This is a genomic window from Streptodolium elevatio (assembly GCF_053592165.1).
Genome location: NZ_JBSFVE010000007.1, coordinates 265,160 through 285,949, shown reverse-complemented (window position 1 = coordinate 285,949; position 20,790 = coordinate 265,160). Strand labels below are relative to the sequence as shown.

Genomic DNA, 20,790 nt, shown 5'->3' with positions numbered 1-20,790 from the left:
GTATCAGGGTTGGCCGCAACACGAGTTCGTGGGCACCGTGCCGTGCACGGCGCCGCCCGCGACCTGCCGGGGGGGACCCTGGTCGAGCGCGTCCGAGCGGCGCTCGACCGGCACCAGCAGGCCGGCGCCCGGGAGCAGCAGCACCAGGCACAGGACGACGGGCAGGGGGCGACGCCGGAAGGCGCGCACGGCAGCACCGACACCGACACCGACACCGACACCGACATCGACGGCCGGACCGCCGACCGCCGGGTCTGGGACATCCGCACCGACGAACTCTGGTGCACCGTCACGCCGCGCGACCACGTGCTGCCGGCGCAGGGCTGGAAGATCCACGTCAGCGCGGCGACCGGGAGTGCGGCCGAGGTACTCGACCGGGTGTGCGACGTCGTCGTGCCGCGCGGCGTACCGTTCAAGCTGGCCGCCGGAACCGAATTGCTGCGCATGCTCAACTCACGTGAGGCGGACCGTAGTTCATCGGGCAAGTTCATCACGGTCTACCCGTGCGACGACATCGAGTTCGTCGAGCTCGTCGACGCGCTCGACCTGGCCACGCGCGGCATGGTCGGCCCGAGCGTGATGTCCGACCGTGCGTGCCGTCCCGGCAGCATCGTGCACTACCGCTACGGCGGCTTCACCCACCGTTCGCGCCTCGGCAACGACGGCGCGTACCGGCCGACCCTCACCGCTCCGGACGGCTCGCTCGTCGAGGACTCCCGGGCGGCGTGGTTCTCGCCTCCCCCGTGGGCGCCCGATCCGCTGGCGTCCCGGCATGCCCGCCAAAACGCCGACGGCAACAGCGGTGTGCTGGTCGCGGGCCGCTTCGCGGTCACCGCGGCGATCCGGCACTCGGCCAAGGGCGGCGTGTTCGTCGGCACGGACACCGTCACCGGCGCCGACGTCGTGGTCAAGCAGGCCCGCGCGTACGTCGAGGTCGACCACTCGGGTCGGGACGCCCACGCCGCGCTGCGCCACGAATCCGCGCTGCTGGAACGCCTCGCCGACACGGGGCTGACCCCCGCGCACGTGGCCTTGGTCGAGCAGGAGGGCACGCTGTTCCTCGCCCAGGAGCGCATATCCGGAACCTCGCTCCGCGCCTGGGTGATGCGCCATGCCGGCACCGAACCCCGTGATCCGGGCGGCTCGCCCGACGTGCCGTGGCACCTCGCCCGCGACGTCGTCGCCGAACTCCTCGGCGTCGTCGGGGGCATGCACCGCGCGGGTCTGGTGATCCGCGACCTGGCGCCGACCAATGTCATGGTCACCCCCGACGGGCGGTTGCGCCTGATCGACCTCGAACTCGCCGCCGACGCGGGCAGTTTCGCGGGAGCGGCGGGAACTCCCGGCTACCGCGCACCCGAGCAGCGCGCCGTGCCGCGCCATGCGCGGGGCCGGGGCCTCCACGCCGTCTCGCCGGAGGCGGACCTCTACAGCCTCGGCGGCCTCCTCTTCCTCCTCGTCACCGGCGCCGACCCGGGTCTGCCCGACGACGCCGAGGAGACCGCGGCCGGCTCGCGTCCGACAGTCGAACGCATCGGCCCCTGGCTGGACTTGGCCACCCGGTACGGACGCACCGCGCGCCTCCTCGCACCGGCCGTCCGTGGGCTCCTGCGCGACGATCCGCGACAGCGCTGGGACTTGGCCCGGGTGCGCGCACACCTCGGCGCCATCGAGCGGCGGGGCGGCGCCCCCGTGCCCGCCCCCGGCCGGGTACGCGACGCCGCCCGGCCGCATCCGTACCACGCCGCCGCGGCGCACTCCGGCCCTCCGACCGGCGACGGGTCCGACCTTGACGACGGCGATCACGCCCGGTTCGGCCGGGTGCTGGCGGACGGCCTGACGCACCTCGCCGAGAGCATGTCCCCGGACCGCCGCGACCGGTTGTGGCCGGTGACGCCGGGCGGAGCCGCGATGGATCCGTGCAGCGTGCAGTACGGAGGCGCCGGCGTCCTCGGCGTCCTCGCCCGCGCCGCCCGCACCCCGACGCTCGCGCCCGAGCTGCGGGAGATGCTCGTCGAGCGCGTGCGCACCGCGTCCACCTGGCTGCGCGAGCACGCGGCGCGGGAACCGGTCACGCTGCCCGGCCTGCACTTCGGCCGCTCGGGCACCGCGTGGGCCCTCATGGAGGCCGCCGAGCTGCTGGACGACTGCGAACTCGCCGGGCACGCCGCCGACATGGCGCTGCGCGTCCCGGTCCGCTGGCCCAACCCGGACGTGTGCCACGGCGCCGCGGGCGCCGGGTTCACCCAGCTGCGGATGTGGGACGCGACCGGGGACGGACGGTTCCGCCAGCGCATCGTGGCGTGCGCCGACGGCCTGCTGGCCGCGGGCCGCGAACACGGCGACCTGATGCTGTGGCAGGTCCCGAAGGACTTCGACTCCCAGCTCGCGGGCGCCGCCCACCTCGGGTACGCGCACGGCGTCGCCGGGATCGGCGCGTTCCTGCTGGCCGCCGGCCGGGCCACCGGGCGCGGTGCGTACCTCGACGCGGCCTTGGCGGCGGGACGCACACTCTCGCGAACCGTGCGCGCCGAGGACGGCGCCGCGTGGTGGGCCCAGGGGCCCGCCGATCCGCCGGGGGTGCGCCTCGCCCACTGGTGCAGCGGCTCGTCCGGTGTCGGGACTTTCCTGATCCGCCTCTGGGACGCCACCGGCGACCCGGTCCTGCGCGACCTCTCCGAACAGGCCGCGACGGCGGTACGCCGGGCCCGTTGGCACAGCGGCACGACCGCCTGCCACGGACTCGCGGGCAACGGCGAGTTCCTGCTCGACGTCGCCGAACTGTCCGACCCGGGCGGTGCCGAGCTGTACCGCGGCTATGCCGAGGAATGCGCCGAACTCGTCGCGGCGCGCAGCGCGTCGGTCGGCGGCCGGCTCGTACCGTGCGACGAGACGGCGGTGGGGATCTCCGCGTCGTACGGCACCGGCCTCGCGGGCGTGGTCGCCTTCCTGCTCCGCCTGGGACACGGCGGCCCGCGCCTGTGGGTGGACCCGGTGGACGCCGCCTCGCGCCTGGGCGGCATGGACACCATGGCCACCGAACCGCCCGCCGACACATCCCCGATCGCCCGGAAAGACGCCGAGACCGAAGGAGGACACGCCGCATGACCACGACCCTCGTCGCGCCGCCCCTGCGCCGCGTCAGCTACTCCTTCTCCGCGGACGGCAACCACGCCGCCTGCCTGGCCACGGCCGGCGACGGCGCGTGGCATGTCGAGTCCTGGTCGCTGCGCCCGGACGACGGCTCGGGCGTGCTGAGCGCTCCCGAACGCCCGCACGCCGACAAGCCGGAGCAGCTGCACACGCAGCTGCTCGCCCTCGACGACGGCAGCGTGCTGGTCTGCCGGCACGAGCCGGGCCACCACGAACTCGTGCTCCTGGGCGGACCCGAGGGCGCCGAGCGGCGGATCGCCACGGTCCGGAGCCCCGGCCTGCGGTTGCTGCCGTACCCCGGTCCGGACGGCCTCGCCCTCGTTCTCGGCACCGACACGACGCCGGTCACCACCATGTGGCGCGTACCGCTCGACGGCGGTCCGCTGGAGGTCCTGACGGAACTCCAGGGCCTGTTCGGCGGGGGCGTGTGGCTCGACCCGGCCGGGCGCCGGCTGGCGCTCGACGCGGTGCGCGACGGACGCGTCAAGAGCGCCGTCCTCGACCTCGACGACGGCTCGCTCAACCCACTCCTCGAGATGTCCGAGACCAGCAACGACCGCTTGCAGATGTGCGATCCGGTCAGCGGCCTGCTGGTGATCTCCAGCGACGCGCCGGGCCACGACCGCCTCGGGTGGATCCGACTGGCCGAGGACCGCGGCGAAGCGCCCGGCCGCGTACGGTTCCCCGAGATGGTGCACCTGCCCAACACGACGGTGCGCCCGGTGGCGATCGCCCCCGACGGGGACCGTGTCGCGCTGCAACTCGACCGGGGCGCGACCTCGCGCCTGGCGGTGTGGGGGCCGGCGGAGGGCACGCTCCTCGACGTCAAAATGCCGGAAGGCTGCCTCGGCGGCCTGGGCCGATGGACGCGGTCGGGCCTGCACATCCCGTTCTCCGCGCCGGACCGGCCCAGCGGGCTCGCCACGGTGCTGCCCGACCGGCCCGGCAGTTGGCACCTCACGGGCACCGCCGGTGCCCCGGCCGCGGGCGGCTCGGCCGTTGGGGTCGCGGCAGTTGGTGTCGCGGCGGCGACCGCGTCCGAGGAATCCGCTTCGGCCGACGACCCGGCGTCGGAACCCGTCTGGGAATCCGCACACTTGGAGCTTCTGGTCGGCGAAGTTGGGCCGGTCGAGTCGGTCGTCTACGGCGGTCTGGACTGGCGGACGTCGGAACATGTGGTCCTGGCGCTGCACGGCGGCCCGGCGGCAGCCTGGCGCTTCGAGTTCTCCCCGGTGCTCCAGCACCTCGCGGCCAACGGGGTCGCGGTCGTGGCCCCGAACCAGCGGGGCAGCATCGGCTACGGCGAGTCGTACGCCTCGTGCCTGCACGGCGCCTGGGGCGGACCGGACCTCGACGACATCACCGCGATCGCCCGCACGCTGGTGAGCGAACGCGCCGCCGCGGGGCTGCCGTTGCCGGCGCTGTTCGGCACCAGCTACGGCGCGTACCTCGCTCTGCTGGCCGCGTGCACGTCGCCGGACTCCTGGTCTCGGGTGCTCGCCATCGCGCCCTTCCTGTCCGGCCCGCGGCTGATCGCCGAAGCCTCGCTGCCGGTAAGGGCGTTGATGACGCGCCTAGGCGGCGACGTGGAACTGGACGACGCCCTCGGACCGCGCGACGTCGTACGCCTCTGCGAAGGCGTACGCGCACCGCTGATGTTCGTGCACGGCGACCGCGACGACATCATCCCGGTCGGCCAGTCCCGCACCCTGCGGCACCGGCTCCTGCAGCTCGGACGCTGCGAGGGGACGGACTTCCGCTATCTGGAGCTTCCCGGCCAAGGCCACGAGGTCTTCGCCGGGGACGGGGCCCCGGAGCTGTACACCCGCCTCACGGCGTTCCTGCGGGACTCGTGACGAGTCCCGCGCGAGCTGCCGGACGGGCGGACCGGCCCACCGACGGGCCTCGGCCCGGCGGCCCCGGCACCACCCGCGTGCGCACCGCGCCGCGGCCCACGATCCACGGACACCCAATGGGGGGCGGTCCGTGTCACGAAAGGACACCATCATGCAGAACCTTGAGACCGACCTCGCGGCCCTGCAGCGCCTGCCCGAGACCGAGTCGGTCGAGCTGGGCGGCGGCCACGGCGGGGGCGGCGGCGGCTGCCAGTTCACCTGCCTGATCGTCACCTGCCTGATCTTCACGATCGGCTGCTGACGCCCCGCCGGGAGGCCGGTGGTCGGTGACGGCGTCCGGATCCACCCCCGGACCGCCGTGAGAGAACCGGGAGTTCCTGCCGGAATCAGGAGCTCCCGGTTCTCCGACAACTCTGCCAGCACGGCGGAGGCGACACCAGAACCGGGCCGTGCACGAGGTACGTACGCGGCGGCACCGACGCCGCAGCGGACGAATACAGCACGGCACGGCAACTGCACCAACGCACCATCGCATTCAGGCACCAACGCATTCAGGCACCACCACACAGGAAGGGACCTTCGACGTGGCCGACTCCGGAACCGGGTTCCGTGCCGCCTGGCGGCACGCTCCCGGGCCGATGGCCGCGCTGACGGTCTCCGTGCCGGCCGCGTCCGCCGCCGCGCTGCTCCTTCCGGCGGCGGCGGCGGAGGCGGTCGACACGATCCTCGACGGGGGCGGCGCGGGCTCCGCGCTCCCCCCGCTCGCCGCGGTGCTGGCCCTCGGCCTGATCGCGGCGCTGCTCGGCGAGTTGGCGGGCCCCACGCTGACGGCCGCGCTCACCGCGCGGCTGCGCGGCCGACTCGCCGACCACGTGGTGGCGCTCGGTACCGGAGGCCGCAACCCGTACCCCGAAGGCGATGTGACGGGGCGTCTGGTGGGTGGCGCGCCCGACGCGGCGCGGCTCGTACCGGCGTTGATCGGCACCCTCGGGGCACTGGCCACCTCGCTCGGCGGCATCGTCGCCCTCGGACTGCTCGACCCGTGGCTGGCCGTCGCGTTCGTCGCGGGTCTGGTGCCGGCCCTGGTCATCGTGCGCACGTTCATGGTCCACGCGACGGACCTGAACGAGCGCTACCAGAAGGTCCAGGCACGGATCTCCGCACGACTCGCGGACGCCCTCGGCGGCATCCGTACCATCCGGGCCTGCGGCACGCGCGACCGCGAAGAGTCGCGCGTACTGCGGCCCCTCCCCGAACTCTCCGCCGTCGGACACGGACTGTGGCGCGCACAACGGCGTGCCGTCGCCCAGATCCTGCTGCTCGCACCGGTGGTGGAACTCGCGGTGCTGTCGGTCGCCGGGTGGGCTCTGTCGGAGGGGCGGATCCCCCCCGGCGACCTGGTGGCAGCCGCGGGGTACGCGGCACTCGGACTGGGGTTCCTGGAACAGCTGGAAAGCCTGGTCGGAGTGGCGCACGCCCGTGCGGGGCGGCGGCGTACGGACGAACTGCTGTCCGTGCCCGTCGCCCCGCACGGGACCAAAAGGGTCCTGCCCCCCGGCCGGGGCGAACTGGCCTTCCGCAACGTGTCGGTCCGCGCGGCCGACGACCGCCCGCTGCTGAGCGGCGTGGACCTGACCGTGCCCGCCGGAACCTGCCTGGCACTGGTCGGCACCACCGGCTCGGGCAAGTCGCTGCTGGCGGCGCTGCCGGGGCGGCTGCACGACCCCGACGAAGGCGAAGTCCTCGTGGACGGGCTGCCGGTGGCGGCTTTGGCCCAAGGGGAGCTGCGCCGGGCGGTGGCGTACGCGTTCCCCGATCCGGCCCTGCTCGGCTCCGACTTGCGCGACGCGCTCGGGTACGGACGCCCGGGCGCGGGGGCGGGCGAGATCGGCCGGGCGGCGGCCATCGCCCAGGCCGACATTTTCGTCCTGCGTCTTCCGGACGGCTACTCCACCCCTGTCGAGGGCCTCGGCCTGTCCGGCGGCGAGGTGCAGCGGCTCGGCCTGGCCCGCGCGGTCGCCCAGGACGCGCGCGTGATGGTGCTGGACGACGCGACCTCGGGCCTCGACATGGTGACGGAGCATCAGGTGATGGACGCGTTCCGGCGGCGGCTCGCGGGACGCACCCGCATCGTGGTGGCACACCGCGCGGCCGCGGCGGCGCAGGCCGATCGGGTCGCGTGGCTGGACGCGGGGCGCATCCGCGCACTGGGCACGCACGAAGACCTGTGGGACGACGCGGACTACCGTGCGGTCTTCGCGAGTTCGGTGTCGAGCACCGCGTCGGGCGCTGTCTCGGGCTTCGTCTCGGGCGCCGTATCAGGTGCCGTATCAGGTGCCGTATCGGGTGCCGCGTCGGGCGCCGCCTTGGGCACCGTGTCCAGCTCGGCCTCGCGTCCTCCGATCGGACCGCCCGTCGAGGACGCGCGGTGATCCGCCGCCGGGCACGCGACAATGCACGGCACGCACCGGTCGACCCGGGTGGCATACGCGCGGGCCGCGATCTGCTGGTCGGCGAACTCCGTCCGCGGAAAGCGGCGTTCCTGCGCGTGTTGGGCTGGTCGGTCCTGGAGGGCATGCCTGCGCTGCTGTCCGGCGCGCTGGTGGCCGCGGCTCTGGACCAGGGGTTCCTGGCGGGGCGGAACGCCGTGGGGTTCGTGCTGCTGGGCGTGCTGGGCCTGGCGATGCTGCTGCGCGTGGCCGCGACGTACGCGATGTTCCCGCACCTCGCCGCGGTCGTCGAGCCGCTGCGCGACGCGCTGGTGCGCCGCGTGGTCGGCGGCGCACTCGACGCCGCGGTCGCGGGACGGCGCCCGGGCGGGACGGACCCGTCGGCGGCCGTCGCGCGGCTGACCGAGCAGGTGGAGACCTGCCGCAACTTGACCGCGTCGCTGCTGCGGACCCTGCGGCAGCTGGCCGTCACCGTCGTAGCGGCGCTGGTCGGCCTCGCGGTCCTGGCCCCGATCGTGCTGCCGCTCGTCCTGATCCCGTTGATGCCGGCCGCGTGGCTGTTCGTCCGGCTCCTCGGGCCGCTGGCCCGGCGGCGCCGCGCGCTGGTCCTTGCCGACGAGCGGATCGCGTCCGACACCGGGCGCGTCGTGGGCGGCCTGCGGGACGTTGTCGCACTCGGCGCACAGGACCGCGTCGTCGCGGAACTGCGGGTCGCGATCGAAGCCCAGGCGAAGGCCGCGCGGGCACTGGCCCGAGCCTCCGCGCTGCGCCTGCTCATCGTCGGTATCGGCGGTCAACTTCCGCTGATCATCCTGCTATTGGCCGCCCCCCGGTTACTGCGCGAGGGCACTCTCTCCCCCGGCGAGGTCGCCGGTGCCGTCCTCTACCTGGTGAAGGAGCTGGCCCCGGCGCTGCGCGCGCTGACCGCGACCGTGGGCGACTGGATCCTCGAACTGGGCGTGGTGGCAGGTCGCTTGGCCGAGTCCGGCGGGCGGCCGAAGGCGGCGGCCGAACCCCTGGCCGCCTTCCCGGCACCCGGCACCGAGCGTTCCATCCGGCCCGCCGCGCTGACCGCCCGCGACGTCACCTTCTCCTACGGGCAGTACGCGGCTCCCGTGGTCCAGGGCCTGCACCTGTCCGTCCCCGAGCGCGGACACCTCGCGATCGTCGGCCCGAGCGGCATCGGCAAGTCGACGTTGGCGGCGTTGCTGGCGGGTCTGCTCACGCCGCAGCACGGCACGGTGCTGCTGCGCGGCGTGCCGACGTCCGACCTCGGCGAGGAGCGCCTGCGACGGGAGATCGCCGTCGTGCCGCAGGAGGCGTATGTCTTCGCCGGGACGCTCCGGGAGAACCTCGCCTACCTGCAACCCGCCGCGACCGACGCCGAACTCGACCGTGCCGTACGCCTGGTCGGCGCCCGCGAGCTCGCGGAGCGGATCGGCGGCTACGACGCGGAGCTCCCCGACCCGGCGGCCCTCTCCGCGGGCGAGCGCCAAATGATCGCGCTGGCACGTACGTTCGTCTCTCCGGCCCGCCTGGTGATCCTCGACGAGGCGACCTGCCACCTCGACCCCGGCACCGAGGCACTGGCCGAATCCGCCTTCGCGGCCCGCCCGGGAGCCCTCATCGTGATCGCCCACCGGATGGACTCGGCGCGCCGCGCGGACCAGATCCTCCTGATGGACGGCCACCTGCCCACGGTCGGGACGCACGACGAGCTGATGGCGCGCTCGACCCTCTACAACGACCTGATCGGCCACTGGTCCACCGCGAGCGCGCCCCGCGCCTGAGCGGCGGGCGCGTACCGGCTCACAGCCAGCCGCGCCGCGCGGCGAGCACTCCGGCCTGGAAGCGGCTGGCGGCTCCCAGCAGAGCCAGGAGTTCGCTGACGCGCCGGGCGTACGTGCGCGGGGAAAGACCGGTGCGCGCCGCGGCGGCGGCGTCGGTGAGGCCCTCGGTGAGGCAGCCGAGGACGGGGGCCAAGTAGCCGGGGAGTTCGTGGGCCGGCCGGTCGGCACCGGGGTCCTCGCCGCTGCTCCACCATCCCTGGTGCACCCGGACGAGCGCGGCGACCACCACCGGGTCGCGGACGACGAGCATGCCGTTGTAGAAGACGTCCAGGTCGAGCGGCAGCAGTGCCACGGTGCGGTCGATGACCGAGAGCCGGAAGGGGATCCGCGGGATCAGCCGGGCGTGGGCGCCCTGTTGCCACGCGATCGTGCCGATCGGCGCGTCGCGGAGCAGCCCTTGCCGGGAGGTGATCTGGCGTACGGCCGGGACCTGGGCGGCGGCCCCGCGCATGCAGTTGGCGACGTGCACGAGCTTCCGCTCCGGAACCCCTTGGTCCAGGCAGCCGGAGGGGTCGTCGAACATGAGCATCTCGTGGCGTGCGGTCCGGGAGAACCGCGCCGCCGCATGGCCCACCTGCGGGGGCGGCACCACCAGCGTGGGCGGGCGGATGCCCTGCTTCGCGTGGAACGCGGACTCGTCGAGGGCCTGGGCCACGGCCTCCCGGATGTCCTCGCGCTTCGCGGCGGCGGCAGTGCCCGTCGCCTGCTCCGCCCGCCTCGTACCGCGGTCCATGGCTCGTCCCCCGTCGCCGTCTCGGCGCAGCGTGGCCCGCCACGGCGCCGATCCGTTTGTTCAATGCCGAACAAATGGCATCTTCACGCCATGCGGTTGATCGACTCCCGAGTGTAATCAATGCTGATCGCAGGTCCAACCGTTTAGTCACAGACATCAAGGAGCTCGTCGTGCACCGACACCGTTTCCTGCCGGCCGCCCTCGCCCTCGCCTCCACGATGCTGCTGGGGACCGTCGTCGCCGCCCCCGCCGGCGCGGCGGAGTCCGTACCCGCCGAGGACAGCCCGCGCGCCGCCTGCCTGGTGATCACCAAGCAGGGTGGCGGACATCCGACGATCTTCGACAGGTGGGCGGACGTCCGCAACGACTGCGGACGCCACATCGACCGGGTCACCGTGCAGCTCGACTACCACTTCGACCCCACGTGCCAGGCCCTCGGACCCGGACAGTCCGCTCGGTACCACTGGATCTCGACGCTCCAGGAGAACGTCGAGGCCAATTACGCGTACGAGTGCCCTGGTCCCTGACCGCGGGCGCAGGTCCACCGACAAAGGAGCAACTTGTGCGCAAGCGCAGCAATCGCCTCGCCCTGCTGGGCACAGCCGCCCTGCTGGCCGTCGGCGCCTTCGCCGGGCCGGGGCAGGCCGCCTCGGTCGCACCGGCGAGCCCCGCGGGGCTATCGGGGCCCGCCGGACCCGCCGGACCCGCCGGACCCGCAGCCGGGGACTACATGAAGTGCGGCTTCTCGCACCACTTGAGCCTCCCGCAGTACGGCGACTGGTACTACAACTGCACGTGGGCGGACGCCCAGATCACCATCAAGTGGAGGGACGGGCACGTCAGTTGGAAGTGCACCGCAGCCGGCCGGGCCTACCGGCTGGGTGACGTGAACTCGGTCGAGAGCGCCTGGATCGCCGCCCGGTGCTGAACGGTCGGAGCACCCGCCGAGTCCCGTCCCGGGGACTCGGCGGGTCTCGCGCGTTCGCCCGCCGGCGATCCCCGCGGCGTCCGTCGCATCGCGCCTGAGGGTGTTCCCTCACGCTCCGGCGTGTCCGGCGGTCCGACGGAACCGGGGGCCGCGGGGTTCACGTCCCCCATACATCCCGGCGGACATCCCGATGGATGAGGAGAACGGGCCGGATTGGGAGGGGAATTCGGGATGAGGCTCTTCTGCCGCCTGTGCGGCGCGCGCACGGATGGGCAGGAACGGCTGGGGTCGTACTGTCCCGGGAACCGGTGCGGCACGGACCTGCGGGCGGGGAACGACACGGGGGTCCAAGCGTGGTGCGAGCCCGAGCGGATCCGGGGCGAGCCGGGCCGTACCGTGACCGTGCGGCTCGTGGTGCGCAATTCGGGGATGCGCCCCGACACCTTCCGGGTCGAGCCGGTCGAACAAGTGGACGGGCGCCTCGACTTCGATGCCACGGTCCTCAACGTGCCGCTGGCGCCGGACCAGACGCGCGTGGTGGCGATCCGGTACACGCTTCCGCAGGACCGCACGGCGCTGGGGATCGACGTCGCGTCGCGCTTCGGCGTACCGGGGGCGGACGCCGCGGGGCGCGTCAACGACGGGCGCAGCGAACGCTTCGGGGTGGCCCTGCGCGTGGTGTCGACGACGGCGAACCAGGGTGCGGCCTGTGCGGCGTTCGCGGTGGACGTCCCGGCCCGGTTCCGGCAGGAGCGCCAGGACGGCCGTTCGTCCGGACTGCGGGCCCGTTCCACGCCCATGCTTGTCGGCGGGGCGGTGATCGCGCTGATCGTGGCGGTCGCCGCCGTGGTCGCGGTCGCCGCGAACAACGCGGACGGCGGCGGCGCGAGTAACGCGGCGGCGAGGCCGTCCACCACGGTGACGGTCGGCGAGACCGCTCCGACCGCCCCCACGTCCACCGTGACGCCGACCGACGACGCCGGCGGGGACGACGACGGTTCCAAGAGCGCTTCGGGCGGCGGGAACGGGAACGGCGGGAACGGGAACGGCGGTAAGGGGAACGGGGGTTCCGGGGAAATCACCACCCCGCCCACCAAGACTCTCGTCCGGGTCCCCAGCGTCACCACCATCTCCGACCGCAGAGCCGCCGAGACGCTGGAAGCGGCCGGGTTCCAGGTGCAGTTCCAGTACCTGCCCGGCACCGGCGGACCGCGCGGGCTCGTGCAGGCACAGAAGCCCGTCCCGTCCACGATGGCGCCGCAGGGCAGCACCGTGGTCCTGAGCCTGCGCGACGGCAAGGTCAAGGTCCCCGACGTGGTCGGCATGACGCCCACTCAGGCGCGCACGAAACTGGAGGAGTTCAACCTCGTCGGCGAGTCCGCGCAGTCGCTCACCGCGGACCGCAGGGTCGTGTCGACGGACCCGCCCGCGGGCACGCTGGTCGACGAGGGCTCGACAGTGATCCTCTACTCGGACTACTGACCACGGCAGCGGGCGGGGCGCGGTACGGACGTCTCCGTACCGCGCCCCGCCCTATGTCGTGGGTACGTGCGTGCGCGCCTACGTGCGCACGCACGCCTGTCGGGCTCGTCCGCTACCGCACGGCCGCGTCCGTTGCTCCACTACTCGACGGCGCCCGCGCCGAGCCCCGTGTCGGTCGCGCCGTCCAGGATCTCCTGGAAGCCGTACCGCTCGTGCGGGCCGAAGACGATCTGCTCCAGCACGCCCACACCCACGCGGCCTTCGCCGCCGATCTCGGTGACCCGGATGACCTGCTGCTGGTGCTGCCGGTCGAAGGCCAGCGGGTCGACCTCGTCCACGACCCAGCTCTCGCCCTCGACGGCGAGTTCGCCCTGCCAGACGCCGTGCGCCCACTTGCTGTGCAGGTAGCCGAGCCCGGCCAGGAAGCCGCGCGTGCCCATGGGTTCGATGCGGTACGCGAACTCCTTGCCCTCCGCGTCGGCCAGGTGCATCGTCCCGCCGGCCACCCGGCGCGTCCCGGGCACGAACGTCAACTCGTGGCGTACCGGGTGCAGTTCGGTGTAGCCGGTGGCCCCCGCGCCGTCCGTCGGGACGGCGAGCGCGGCGGTGTCCGGCACGGTGCCGAGCGGCTGCGCGACCATGCGGTGGCCGTCCTTCTGGTACATCTCGCCGTCGGCGCGCTCGAAGGACCCCCAGAGGGTGACCTCGTTCTCCCAATGGATGGGGGCCCACAGCCACATCATCGGGTTGAACGGCTTGGGCGCGCCCGCGTCGCGCTCGCCGACCGGGCGGATGCCCCACGAACGGTCGCGCGTGGCAAGCGTGGTGGTGGGGTCGACGGCGATCTCGCGGCCGCCCGGCAGCGTGATGGTGCCGGACCAGACACCCAACTGGGTGAGCCGGGTGGCGTCCATGATGACGTGGTGGCCGTTGCGGGTCGTGACGCGCGGCTCCTCGATCACCGCGGCGCGCGCCGTGAAGGTGAGATCGCAGGTCAGGCCGGTCTCGTTGTCCGTCGCGTAGATGCGCAGCACCTTGAGGGGTTCGACGACCTCGATCCCCAGCGGACCGACGGTCAGGTCGAAGCGGTCCTGGGCGGCGCGGCGCGACGCGTGCAGGCTGTGCTGCACGCCGTCGACGCTGACCGTGAAGTGCGCGTCGGCCACGAAGCGGTTCGGGTACAGGCCGTGCGCGAACGCGAAGTAGAACGCGCCGTCGCGGTCGTAGCCGTTGAACCAGTAGCGGTCGTACGCGTTGCGGTCCGAAGTGCCCGGGTGGGCCACGGGCTCGGGGGTCTGGTGGATCGGGAAGTCGTCCGCGGGAGTGAGCACGCGGCGCCCCTTTCTGGTTCGCGGGCCGGGCCCGACGGATGAGGCGGCCCGGGTCCGGAAGGGCAGGCCGCGGTGACGGCTGGTCAAGGTGACGGCTGGTCGGCTGACGACGTACTCGGGTGGCCGCGTACTCAGGTGACACGTGTCGACATTGCGGCGACGGACGGCGCGCCCGGACAAGGCCGGGCGCGCCGTACACGCAGGTGCCGGGTGGCCGCGCCGGGCGGCCCGGCGCTCAGCGCTCGCGCTTGAGGAACAGCAGGTCCGTCGCCGAGTAGCCCTGGTTGAGCTTCTTGTCCGCGTAGTGCGGCACGAGCACCTGCTCCAGCTCCTCCGGCGTGAAGGTCTCCTGCTTGGAGTCGAACTTCGCCTGGAGCGTGGGGCGTTCGACGACCGCGACGAAGCCGCCGTGCACGACGAAGACCTGGCCGGAGATGTTCTCGGCGGCCGGGCTGGCCAGGAACGCGACGAGCGGCGAGACGTGCTCGGGCGCCAGCGGGTCGAGTTCGCCGTCCGCGAGGCCGTCCTTCGCGTTGAACACGTTGCTGGTCATGTTGGTGAGCGCGCGCGGGGCGATGGCGTTGGCGCGGATGCCGTAGCGGTGGCAGCCGTTCGCGGTGCTCATCGTGAGGCCGACGATGGCCGACTTGGCGGCGGCGTAGTTCGGCTGGCCGGGCGAGCCGGCGAGGAAGGCCTCGGACGCGGTGTTGACGATGCGCGCGTACACCGGGCCGCCCTCGGCCTTGGACTTGTCGCGCCAGTACTTCGCGGCGTGGTGCGAGGTGTTGAAGGTGCCCTTGGCGTGCACCGCCAGGACGAGGTCCCACTCGGCCTCGGTCATGGAGAACAGCATGCGGTCGCGCAGCACACCCGCGTTGTTGACGAGGATGTCGATCGAGCCGTACGTGTCGATCGCGAGCTGGATCAGTTCGCCGCCGACCTCGAACACCGAGATGTCGCCGCGGTGCGCGACGGCCTCGCCGCCGCCCGCGACGATCTCGTCGACCACGGCCTGGGCCGGGTTCGGGGCACCCTCGGGGGCGAAGTCGTTGACGACGACCTTCGCTCCCTGCTTGGCCAGTTCGAGGGCCTCGGCGCGGCCGAGACCGCCGCCGGCGCCGGTGATGACGGCAACCTTGCCTGCGAGGGACGTGGTCATGTGCTGCTCTCCTGGGTGTGCGGTGTGGTCGTCGGCGGGGCCGGGCCGGTCCGCGGGGCTCCGCGCGTCCGGCCCGGCCCGCCGACTGAGGATCGGACCGGGGTCAGGCGAGGGTGACGATGGTGCGGATCGACTCGCCGCTGCGCATCAGCTCGAAGGCCTGGTTGATGTCGGCGATGCCGACGCGGTGGGTGATCATGCTCTCGAGGTCGATGCGGCCGGCCCGCCACAGGCGGATGATGCGGTTGTACTCGCGCACGATGTCGCCGCCGCCGTAGATGCTGCCGATGATCTGCTTCTGGTCGAAGAACAGCTCGAACATGTTGAACTGCACGTTGTCGTCCATGGCGCCGGCGCCGACCACGACGACCTGGCCGCCGCGGCGGGTGAGGTCGTACGCGCTGCGCACGGTGAACGACTTGCCGACCACCTCGAACACCGCGTCGAAGCCCTGGCCCGCGGTCAGCTCCTGCTTGAGCGCGGCGGCCTCGTCCGGGGTGGCGGTGTGCGTGGCGCCGAACTGCTTGGCCCAGGCGTGCTTGCTGGTCGCGGGGTCGATGGCGACGATCTCCGAGGCGCCGCACGCGCGCAGGGCCTGGATGACGGCGATGCCGACGCCGCCCGCGCCGATGACGGCGGTGCTCATGCCCGGCTCGATCTTCGCGCTGTTGAAGACCGCGCCCATGCCGGTGGTCACGCCGCAGCCGATCAGCGAGGCGATCTCGTACGGCACGTCGTCCGGCACCTTGACGGCGCACGGGGCGGCGACCACGACCTCCTCGGCGAAGGTGCCGGTGCCGGTCATGCCGAAGGACGGCGTACCGCCGAAGGTGAAGTTCTGGGTGCCGGCGTTCATGAAGCCCGACAGACACAGGTTCGACTGGCCGCCGGTGCAGAAGTTGCAGGTGCCGCACGGCGGCGCCCAGCACACGATGACCTTGTCGCCGACCGCGACGGTGGTGACGTCGTCACCGACCTCGACGACCTCGCCGGCGCCCTCGTGGCCCGGCACGAACGGCGCGGGCTGCGGCAGTACGCCGGTCATCGCCGACAGGTCGGAGTGGCACACGCCGGTCACGTGCAGCTTGACCTTCACCCGGCCCGGCCCCATGCCGACGGCCTCGACGTCGTCGCGGACCTCGAGCTTGTCCTGTCCGGTCTCGTGCAGGATGGCTGCGCGCATGATGCTGCTCCTCGTCCTAGCCGTGCCCATGAGGTCGCCGTGGCCCCGGTCGGGCCCGGTCGGGGTGCGGTCGCCGACGTCGCGAAAATATAACGCGTTCTCGTTTCCGACAAGGTCGATGACAAGGTCAAGCTATACGCCCGGGCAAGTCTGCTGAAGCCCTCGGGGCCCTTTGGCCGCCATCAGACCCTCCGGAGCACGCTCCCGACCGCCGGCAGAACCGCTCCCGAACCGACAAAAGAGTCTTTGCGCACACCGCAGTTCAGGGGACTCCGCAAAAAGCAGACTCTCTGCAAAATTATCAAATCACCATAAATAGCCAACGCGCCGACAGCGGCTTCGCCGGGCGCTGCCGTGCCACGTGCAACGACTGCCGTCCGAGACACTCCCCTCGCCAACCTGCGCACCGCCGGGGTGAGCGGCCCGACGCGCAGATCGGACACCGCGAGTGCAGCCCACAATCCTTCAGCCGCTGACGGTGGCTCCACCACGGCAGAAGAACAAGACTCGAAATCCCCGGTCCCAGGACGAACGCCGGCAAGCCCAGCGGGAAGACCGCGGGGCAGGACTCCTCGCCGGCTCTTTGCAGTTCGGCGGCGAGGAGCGATCGCTGGGGCCTATCGGGGTCGTACACGGCGTCGACGGAGACGGCGAAAAGTGAGGCCGACGCCGATGCCCAGGCCAATTGCCACGGGCCCCACCAGAGCCACCGTGAAGACCGGAACGAAACGCGTTCCCCGAAGGCCGGTTGGTGGCCGGACAGGCCGCAGAAGGCTGTCAGTGGAGCCGGGCTGTCGGGCTGTCGGCGGCGCGTCGGCCGGGCGTGGCTGCGGGGGCCGCTTGAGTAGGCACCCGGGGGCGAGGAAGAACACGGGCCGCACGACGGAGGGGCGGGGGCGGGTCCCCCGTCGGGAAGACCCGCCCCTTCACGATTGCCGGACCGCGAATTCGCGGTTCGCCAATGCCTGTGACAGCCCGTCAGGCGGCCACTACCTCACGGGTGTCAGTCCGAGTACTCGACGACCGTGTCGGACAGCACGATGGCGTCGTCGCGCTCGACCGAGGAGGTCTGGACGATGAGCTTGCCGCCCTCGTCCCAGACGCGGATGCGCATCGTCTCGCCCGGGAAGAAGATCCCCGCGAACTTGGTGCGGTAGCGCTTGACCCGGGCGACGTCGCCGCCGAGGACGGTGTCGACGACGGCCTTGAGGGTCAGGCCGTACGAGCACAGGCCGTGCAGGATCGGGGTGTCGAACCCGGCGCGCTTGGCGAACTCCGGGTCGGCGTGCAGCGGGTTCCAGTCGCCGGAGAGGCGGTACAGCAGCGCCTGGTCCTCGCGGGTGGCGACGTCGATCACGTGGTCCGCGTCCCGCTCCGGGACGTCGATCTTGGTGACCGGGCCGCGCTCGCCGCCGAAGCCGCCCTCGCCGCGCACGAAGATCTCGGCGCGCGAGTCGTACAGCGGTGTGCCGTCCTCGAGCGTCGCGGACGACTCCAGCACGATGACGGCGGCCTTGCCCTTGTCCCAGACGTCCGCGATGCGGCTGGTGGCCTGGATGTTCTTCGCCTTGGCCGGCAGCGGGTTGTGGATCACGACCTCCTGGCCGCCGTGCAGCACGGCCGCGAGGTTGATGTCGATGCCCGGCAGCGCCGAGAGGCTGCCGCCGACCTTGGTGCCCGCGACCGTCGCGAAGGTCGGCAGGACCTGGAGGTTCTTCTCGTACGTGTAGCGCAGTTCGTCCGCGCCGGTCGCCGGGGTGCCCGCACCCACGCCCAGGTGGTAGAGGATCACATCCTTGTGCGTCCAGCTGATCTCGCCCTTGCGGGGTTCGGCGCCGGTGGCCACTGCGACGTCGATCGGCATGACGTCTCCTCCCTGGTGTGGTGATCAAGTCCGTGATGCGCTCCGGGTGACCGGCAGCGCTCACAAACTAGAACTTGTTTTCGTTTCCGTGCAATGATCGGCCGCCTCTGTGACCGACACCGCAGCGCGCCGCCGCCCCCGGAGGACGCCCGCGCCGGTGCCAGACCTAGAACGACCTGGGGGTCGCCATGTCCACGATCCAACCGCTGCCCGACGAGACGCCCGCGGCCGCCTCGGGGGTACCCGAGGTGCCCGCCGACGTCCTGGCGGAGCTGCGCAGCACCTGGACGCCACGTCCCGCACCGGGCAGCGCGGGCCGCGCGGCACGCCACCGGCTGGCCGAGGCCACCCGCCGCCTGGTCGAGGCGGTCAAGCTGGTCGACCCGGAAGGCGACGCGGACGCGCTCAAGAGCGTAGCTGACGATGTATCAGATCTGGCAGCCCGGATCTCCGCGATGGCCTCGCTGAACGATCGGGAACCCACCTTCGACGACCTCCAACTGCACGAACGCAGCCCGTTCGTGGGCGCGGCGAACCCGCTGGCGCCGCCGATGGAGCTGGTGGCGGACGGGCCGGTCATCCGCGCGCACGCGGTCTTCGGGGCGGCGTACGAGGGCCCCACCGGGCGCGTGCACGGTGGCTACGTATGCGCGGCCTTCGACGAGGTCATGGGGGTCGCCCGGTCGGGCGCCGGGGCGCTCGGCATGACGGCCTACCTGACGGTGCGCCTGAAGCGCGGTACGCCGCTGTTCGAACGCATCGACTACGAAGCGGAAGTCACCCGCGTGGAGGGCCGCAAGGCGTGGGTGGAGGCCCGTTCCTACGCCGACGGCGTGCTGGTGGCGGACGCCGAGGGGCTGTTCATCCGGGCTCGCGCGGTCTGAACGCGTTCGGTCCGACAGCGTGCGGCCCGAAGCCCTTCGGGCCGCGTGCGGTCAGGCCGAACGTGCCAGGCCCGAACTCGCCTGGCCTGTACAGCCACGAGCGGCGGCCGGGGAGCAGGAACCCGGCCACCGCTCGTTTTTGACGCCGCGTCAGCCCGACCGAGAAGGCCGGGCCGACGCTATGTCAGTGACGCGCTGTCAGCGGCACGCCGTCAGGCGGTTTTTCGCCTAGCTGACGCTGACGCGGTCGAACAGGATGAGGCCGTCCTCGAACAGCTCCAGCCCGTCGACCTTGCCCTTCTTGCCCTGGATCGCGGCCATGAAGCCCTTCTCGTAGGACCAGAACGGCAGGTCCTTGACGATCTCGGCCTGCACGATCCCGTACTGCTCCTTGCGGACGTTCTCGTCGGTCGAGTTGCGCGCCTTGTCGAGTGCGGCGTCCACGACGGGGCTGCTGTAGCCCGTGCGGTTCTCCGCGCCCTTCGAGTGCAGGATGTTGTAGAACAGCGGCTCCGGGTCGTCGAAGAAGACGTTGAACTCGGCGGCCTGGAACTCGCGCTGGATCATGACCTTGGAGCCGTACAGCGCTCCGTTGAGGAACTCGGTCTTCATCTCGATGTTGCGCATGCCCTGGAGCTGCGTCTGCCAGTACTCGGCCGACTTGCGCGCGGCCGGGCTGTCGTTCGTGGTGTACGTGAACGACAGCGGCTTGCCCTCGGCGGCCAGCTGGTCCAGCAGGGCCTGCGCCTCGGCCTTGTTCTGCGACGGCATCTTGGCGTCCGGGTTGACGTACGACGAGCTGGGCTGGAAGAAGGTACTCAGCGTCTGGTCCGCGCCCGCCGGGCCCTGGATCAGCTTGTTGCGGTTGCCGGCGTCCATGATCAGCGCGTACGCGCGACGCGCCCGCGGGTCGTTGAACGGCGCCTTGTCCGTCTTGAACATGGTCATGAAGCCGCCGTTCTTCTCCGCGTAGGCGACCGTCAGACCCTTGTCCTTGGCGTCGTTCACGATCTTGAAGTTGATCGTGGTGACCAGGTCCGCCTGCCCGCTCGCGAGCGAGTTGAGGCGCTGGTTCTGGTCCGGCACCGGCTTGAAGGTGACCGACTTGAGCAGCGGGCGGTCCTTGTTCCAGTAGTCCGGGTTGCGCTCGAGCGTCATGGCGCTGTCGCGCACCCAGTTCTTGACCTTGAACGGACCGGCGCCGACCGGCTTCGTGGCGAAGCCCGCCGGGTCGGCCTTGATCGCCGTCGGCGAACCGATGAACGCGAGGTTGTGCGCGATCATCTGGTCGAAGTGGATGTTCGGGGTGGGCAGCGTCACCTTGAGGGACAGCGGGTCGACCACGTCGAACTTGAGGTCCTTCGCGGCCAGCGCGGCGACCGACTTGGCCGCCGGGTCCTGGTGGCGCTCCCAGTTGAACTTCACGGCCTCGGCGTCCAGCGGCGTGCCGTCGGTGAACTTCACGTTCGGGCGCAGCTTGACGGTCCAGACCTTGCCGTCCTCGGACGTCGTGGCGGACTCGGCGAGCTGCGGCTCGACCTTGCCGGTCTTCGGGTTGATCCAGAAGAGCACGTCGAAGACGGCCGCGGCCTGGGTGCCGCCGTTGACCGACGAGATCGTGGCTATCGCGGGGTCGACGCCGCGGGTCTCCTGGGTGATCAGGACGGTGAGGTCGCCGCTGCTGCCGGCCCCACCGGGGGCCGCGCTGCCGCCACCCGAGCCGCCGGAGCCGGAGTCCTTGTCGTCACCGCCGCCGCATGCGGACATGGTGAGGGCGATGGCGGCGGCACCTGCGACCGCGGCCATCGTGCGGGGTGTACGGAGTCGTTCGAGACGCAAAACTGCTCCTGGCGCTGTGTCGGCGGCCCGGGTCGGGCGAAATGAGGACCGACCGCCGGGCAGTTCAGGGGACCCGGC

The 20,790-nt window shown here is 72.3% G+C and carries 15 protein-coding genes; 9 read left to right on the top strand and 6 right to left on the bottom strand.

Annotated elements, in window-relative coordinates; genetic code table 11:
- Positions 1–42 precede the first annotated feature (42 nt).
- From lanL to ACWD12_RS16195, 5 genes are all read left to right on the top strand, one after another.
- On the top strand, positions 43–3,108 hold the full coding sequence (gene lanL / locus ACWD12_RS16215; RefSeq protein WP_450100058.1) for a class IV lanthionine synthetase LanL: 3,066 nt from the start codon (positions 43–45) through the stop codon (positions 3,106–3,108).
- Positions 3,105–5,009, top strand: a complete 1,905-nt coding sequence (locus tag ACWD12_RS16210) for a S9 family peptidase (protein ID WP_450100057.1) — start codon at positions 3,105–3,107, stop codon at positions 5,007–5,009. Before lanL ends, ACWD12_RS16210 begins: the two co-directional genes overlap by 4 nt.
- Positions 5,010–5,160: 151 nt before the next feature.
- Positions 5,161–5,310 (top strand): VenA family class IV lanthipeptide, encoded by a 150-nt coding sequence (locus ACWD12_RS16205; RefSeq protein ID WP_268823938.1) that lies wholly within the window; start codon positions 5,161–5,163, stop codon positions 5,308–5,310.
- 283 nt (positions 5,311–5,593) lie between these two features.
- Entirely contained in the window at positions 5,594–7,441 is a 1,848-nt protein-coding gene (locus ACWD12_RS16200; RefSeq protein WP_450100056.1) for an ABC transporter ATP-binding protein, read from the top strand.
- A complete protein-coding gene (locus ACWD12_RS16195) occupies positions 7,438–9,249 on the top strand; it encodes an ATP-binding cassette domain-containing protein (protein ID WP_450100055.1) in 1,812 nt (603 codons plus the stop codon). The genes ACWD12_RS16200 and ACWD12_RS16195 overlap by 4 nt, the downstream gene beginning before the upstream one ends.
- Before the next feature lie 19 nt (positions 9,250–9,268).
- Here ACWD12_RS16195 and ACWD12_RS16190 read toward each other — a convergent pair whose 3' ends face one another.
- Entirely contained in the window at positions 9,269–10,042 is a 774-nt protein-coding gene (locus ACWD12_RS16190; RefSeq protein WP_450100054.1) for a DNA-binding response regulator, read from the bottom strand.
- Positions 10,043–10,212: 170 nt separating this feature from the next.
- Between ACWD12_RS16190 and ACWD12_RS16185 the strand changes: the two genes are divergently transcribed.
- The 3 genes from ACWD12_RS16185 (at position 10,213) to ACWD12_RS16175 (ending at position 12,452) form a co-directional block, all read left to right on the top strand.
- Positions 10,213–10,569, top strand: coding sequence for a hypothetical protein (locus ACWD12_RS16185; protein ID WP_358356359.1), 357 nt, complete (start codon positions 10,213–10,215; stop codon positions 10,567–10,569).
- Positions 10,570–10,604: 35 nt separating this feature from the next.
- Positions 10,605–10,970 carry a hypothetical protein gene (locus ACWD12_RS16180; RefSeq protein ID WP_450100053.1) on the top strand — a complete coding sequence of 122 codons (366 nt, stop codon included), beginning with the start codon at positions 10,605–10,607 and terminating at the stop codon, positions 10,968–10,970.
- 411 nt (positions 10,971–11,381) lie between these two features.
- Positions 11,382–12,452, top strand: coding sequence for a PASTA domain-containing protein (locus tag ACWD12_RS16175; protein WP_450100052.1), 1,071 nt, complete (start codon positions 11,382–11,384; stop codon positions 12,450–12,452).
- Positions 12,453–12,592: 140 nt separating this feature from the next.
- On the opposite strand, the gene ACWD12_RS16170 is transcribed toward ACWD12_RS16175, so the two are convergent.
- The 4 genes from ACWD12_RS16170 to ACWD12_RS16155 all read right to left on the bottom strand — a co-directional run bounded on the left by ACWD12_RS16170 (position 12,593) and on the right by ACWD12_RS16155 (position 17,989).
- A complete protein-coding gene (locus tag ACWD12_RS16170; protein ID WP_358351331.1) occupies positions 12,593–13,783 on the bottom strand; it encodes a hypothetical protein in 1,191 nt (396 codons plus the stop codon).
- 235 nt (positions 13,784–14,018) lie between these two features.
- On the bottom strand, positions 14,019–14,942 hold the full coding sequence (locus ACWD12_RS16165) for a 3-oxoacyl-ACP reductase (protein ID WP_358351334.1): 924 nt from the start codon (positions 14,940–14,942) through the stop codon (positions 14,019–14,021).
- Positions 14,943–15,045: 103 nt separating this feature from the next.
- Positions 15,046–16,125, bottom strand: coding sequence for a Zn-dependent alcohol dehydrogenase (locus tag ACWD12_RS16160; RefSeq protein WP_358351336.1), 1,080 nt, complete (start codon positions 16,123–16,125; stop codon positions 15,046–15,048).
- Positions 16,126–17,128: 1,003 nt separating this feature from the next.
- Complete coding sequence (locus ACWD12_RS16155) at positions 17,129–17,989, bottom strand: MaoC/PaaZ C-terminal domain-containing protein (protein ID WP_358351357.1); 861 nt, start codon at positions 17,987–17,989, stop codon at positions 17,129–17,131.
- A gap of 188 nt (positions 17,990–18,177) precedes the next feature.
- Here ACWD12_RS16155 and ACWD12_RS16150 point away from each other — a divergent pair, with 188 nt between their 5' ends.
- The gene (locus tag ACWD12_RS16150) at positions 18,178–18,873 is read left to right on the top strand and encodes a PaaI family thioesterase (protein ID WP_450100051.1); all 696 of its coding nucleotides are present in this window, start codon (positions 18,178–18,180) and stop codon (positions 18,871–18,873) included.
- A 228-nt stretch (positions 18,874–19,101) separates the two neighbouring features.
- On the opposite strand, the gene ACWD12_RS16145 is transcribed toward ACWD12_RS16150, so the two are convergent.
- Positions 19,102–20,679 (bottom strand): ABC transporter substrate-binding protein, encoded by a 1,578-nt coding sequence (locus ACWD12_RS16145; RefSeq protein WP_450100050.1) that lies wholly within the window; start codon positions 20,677–20,679, stop codon positions 19,102–19,104.
- Positions 20,680–20,790: the final 111 nt, after the last annotated feature.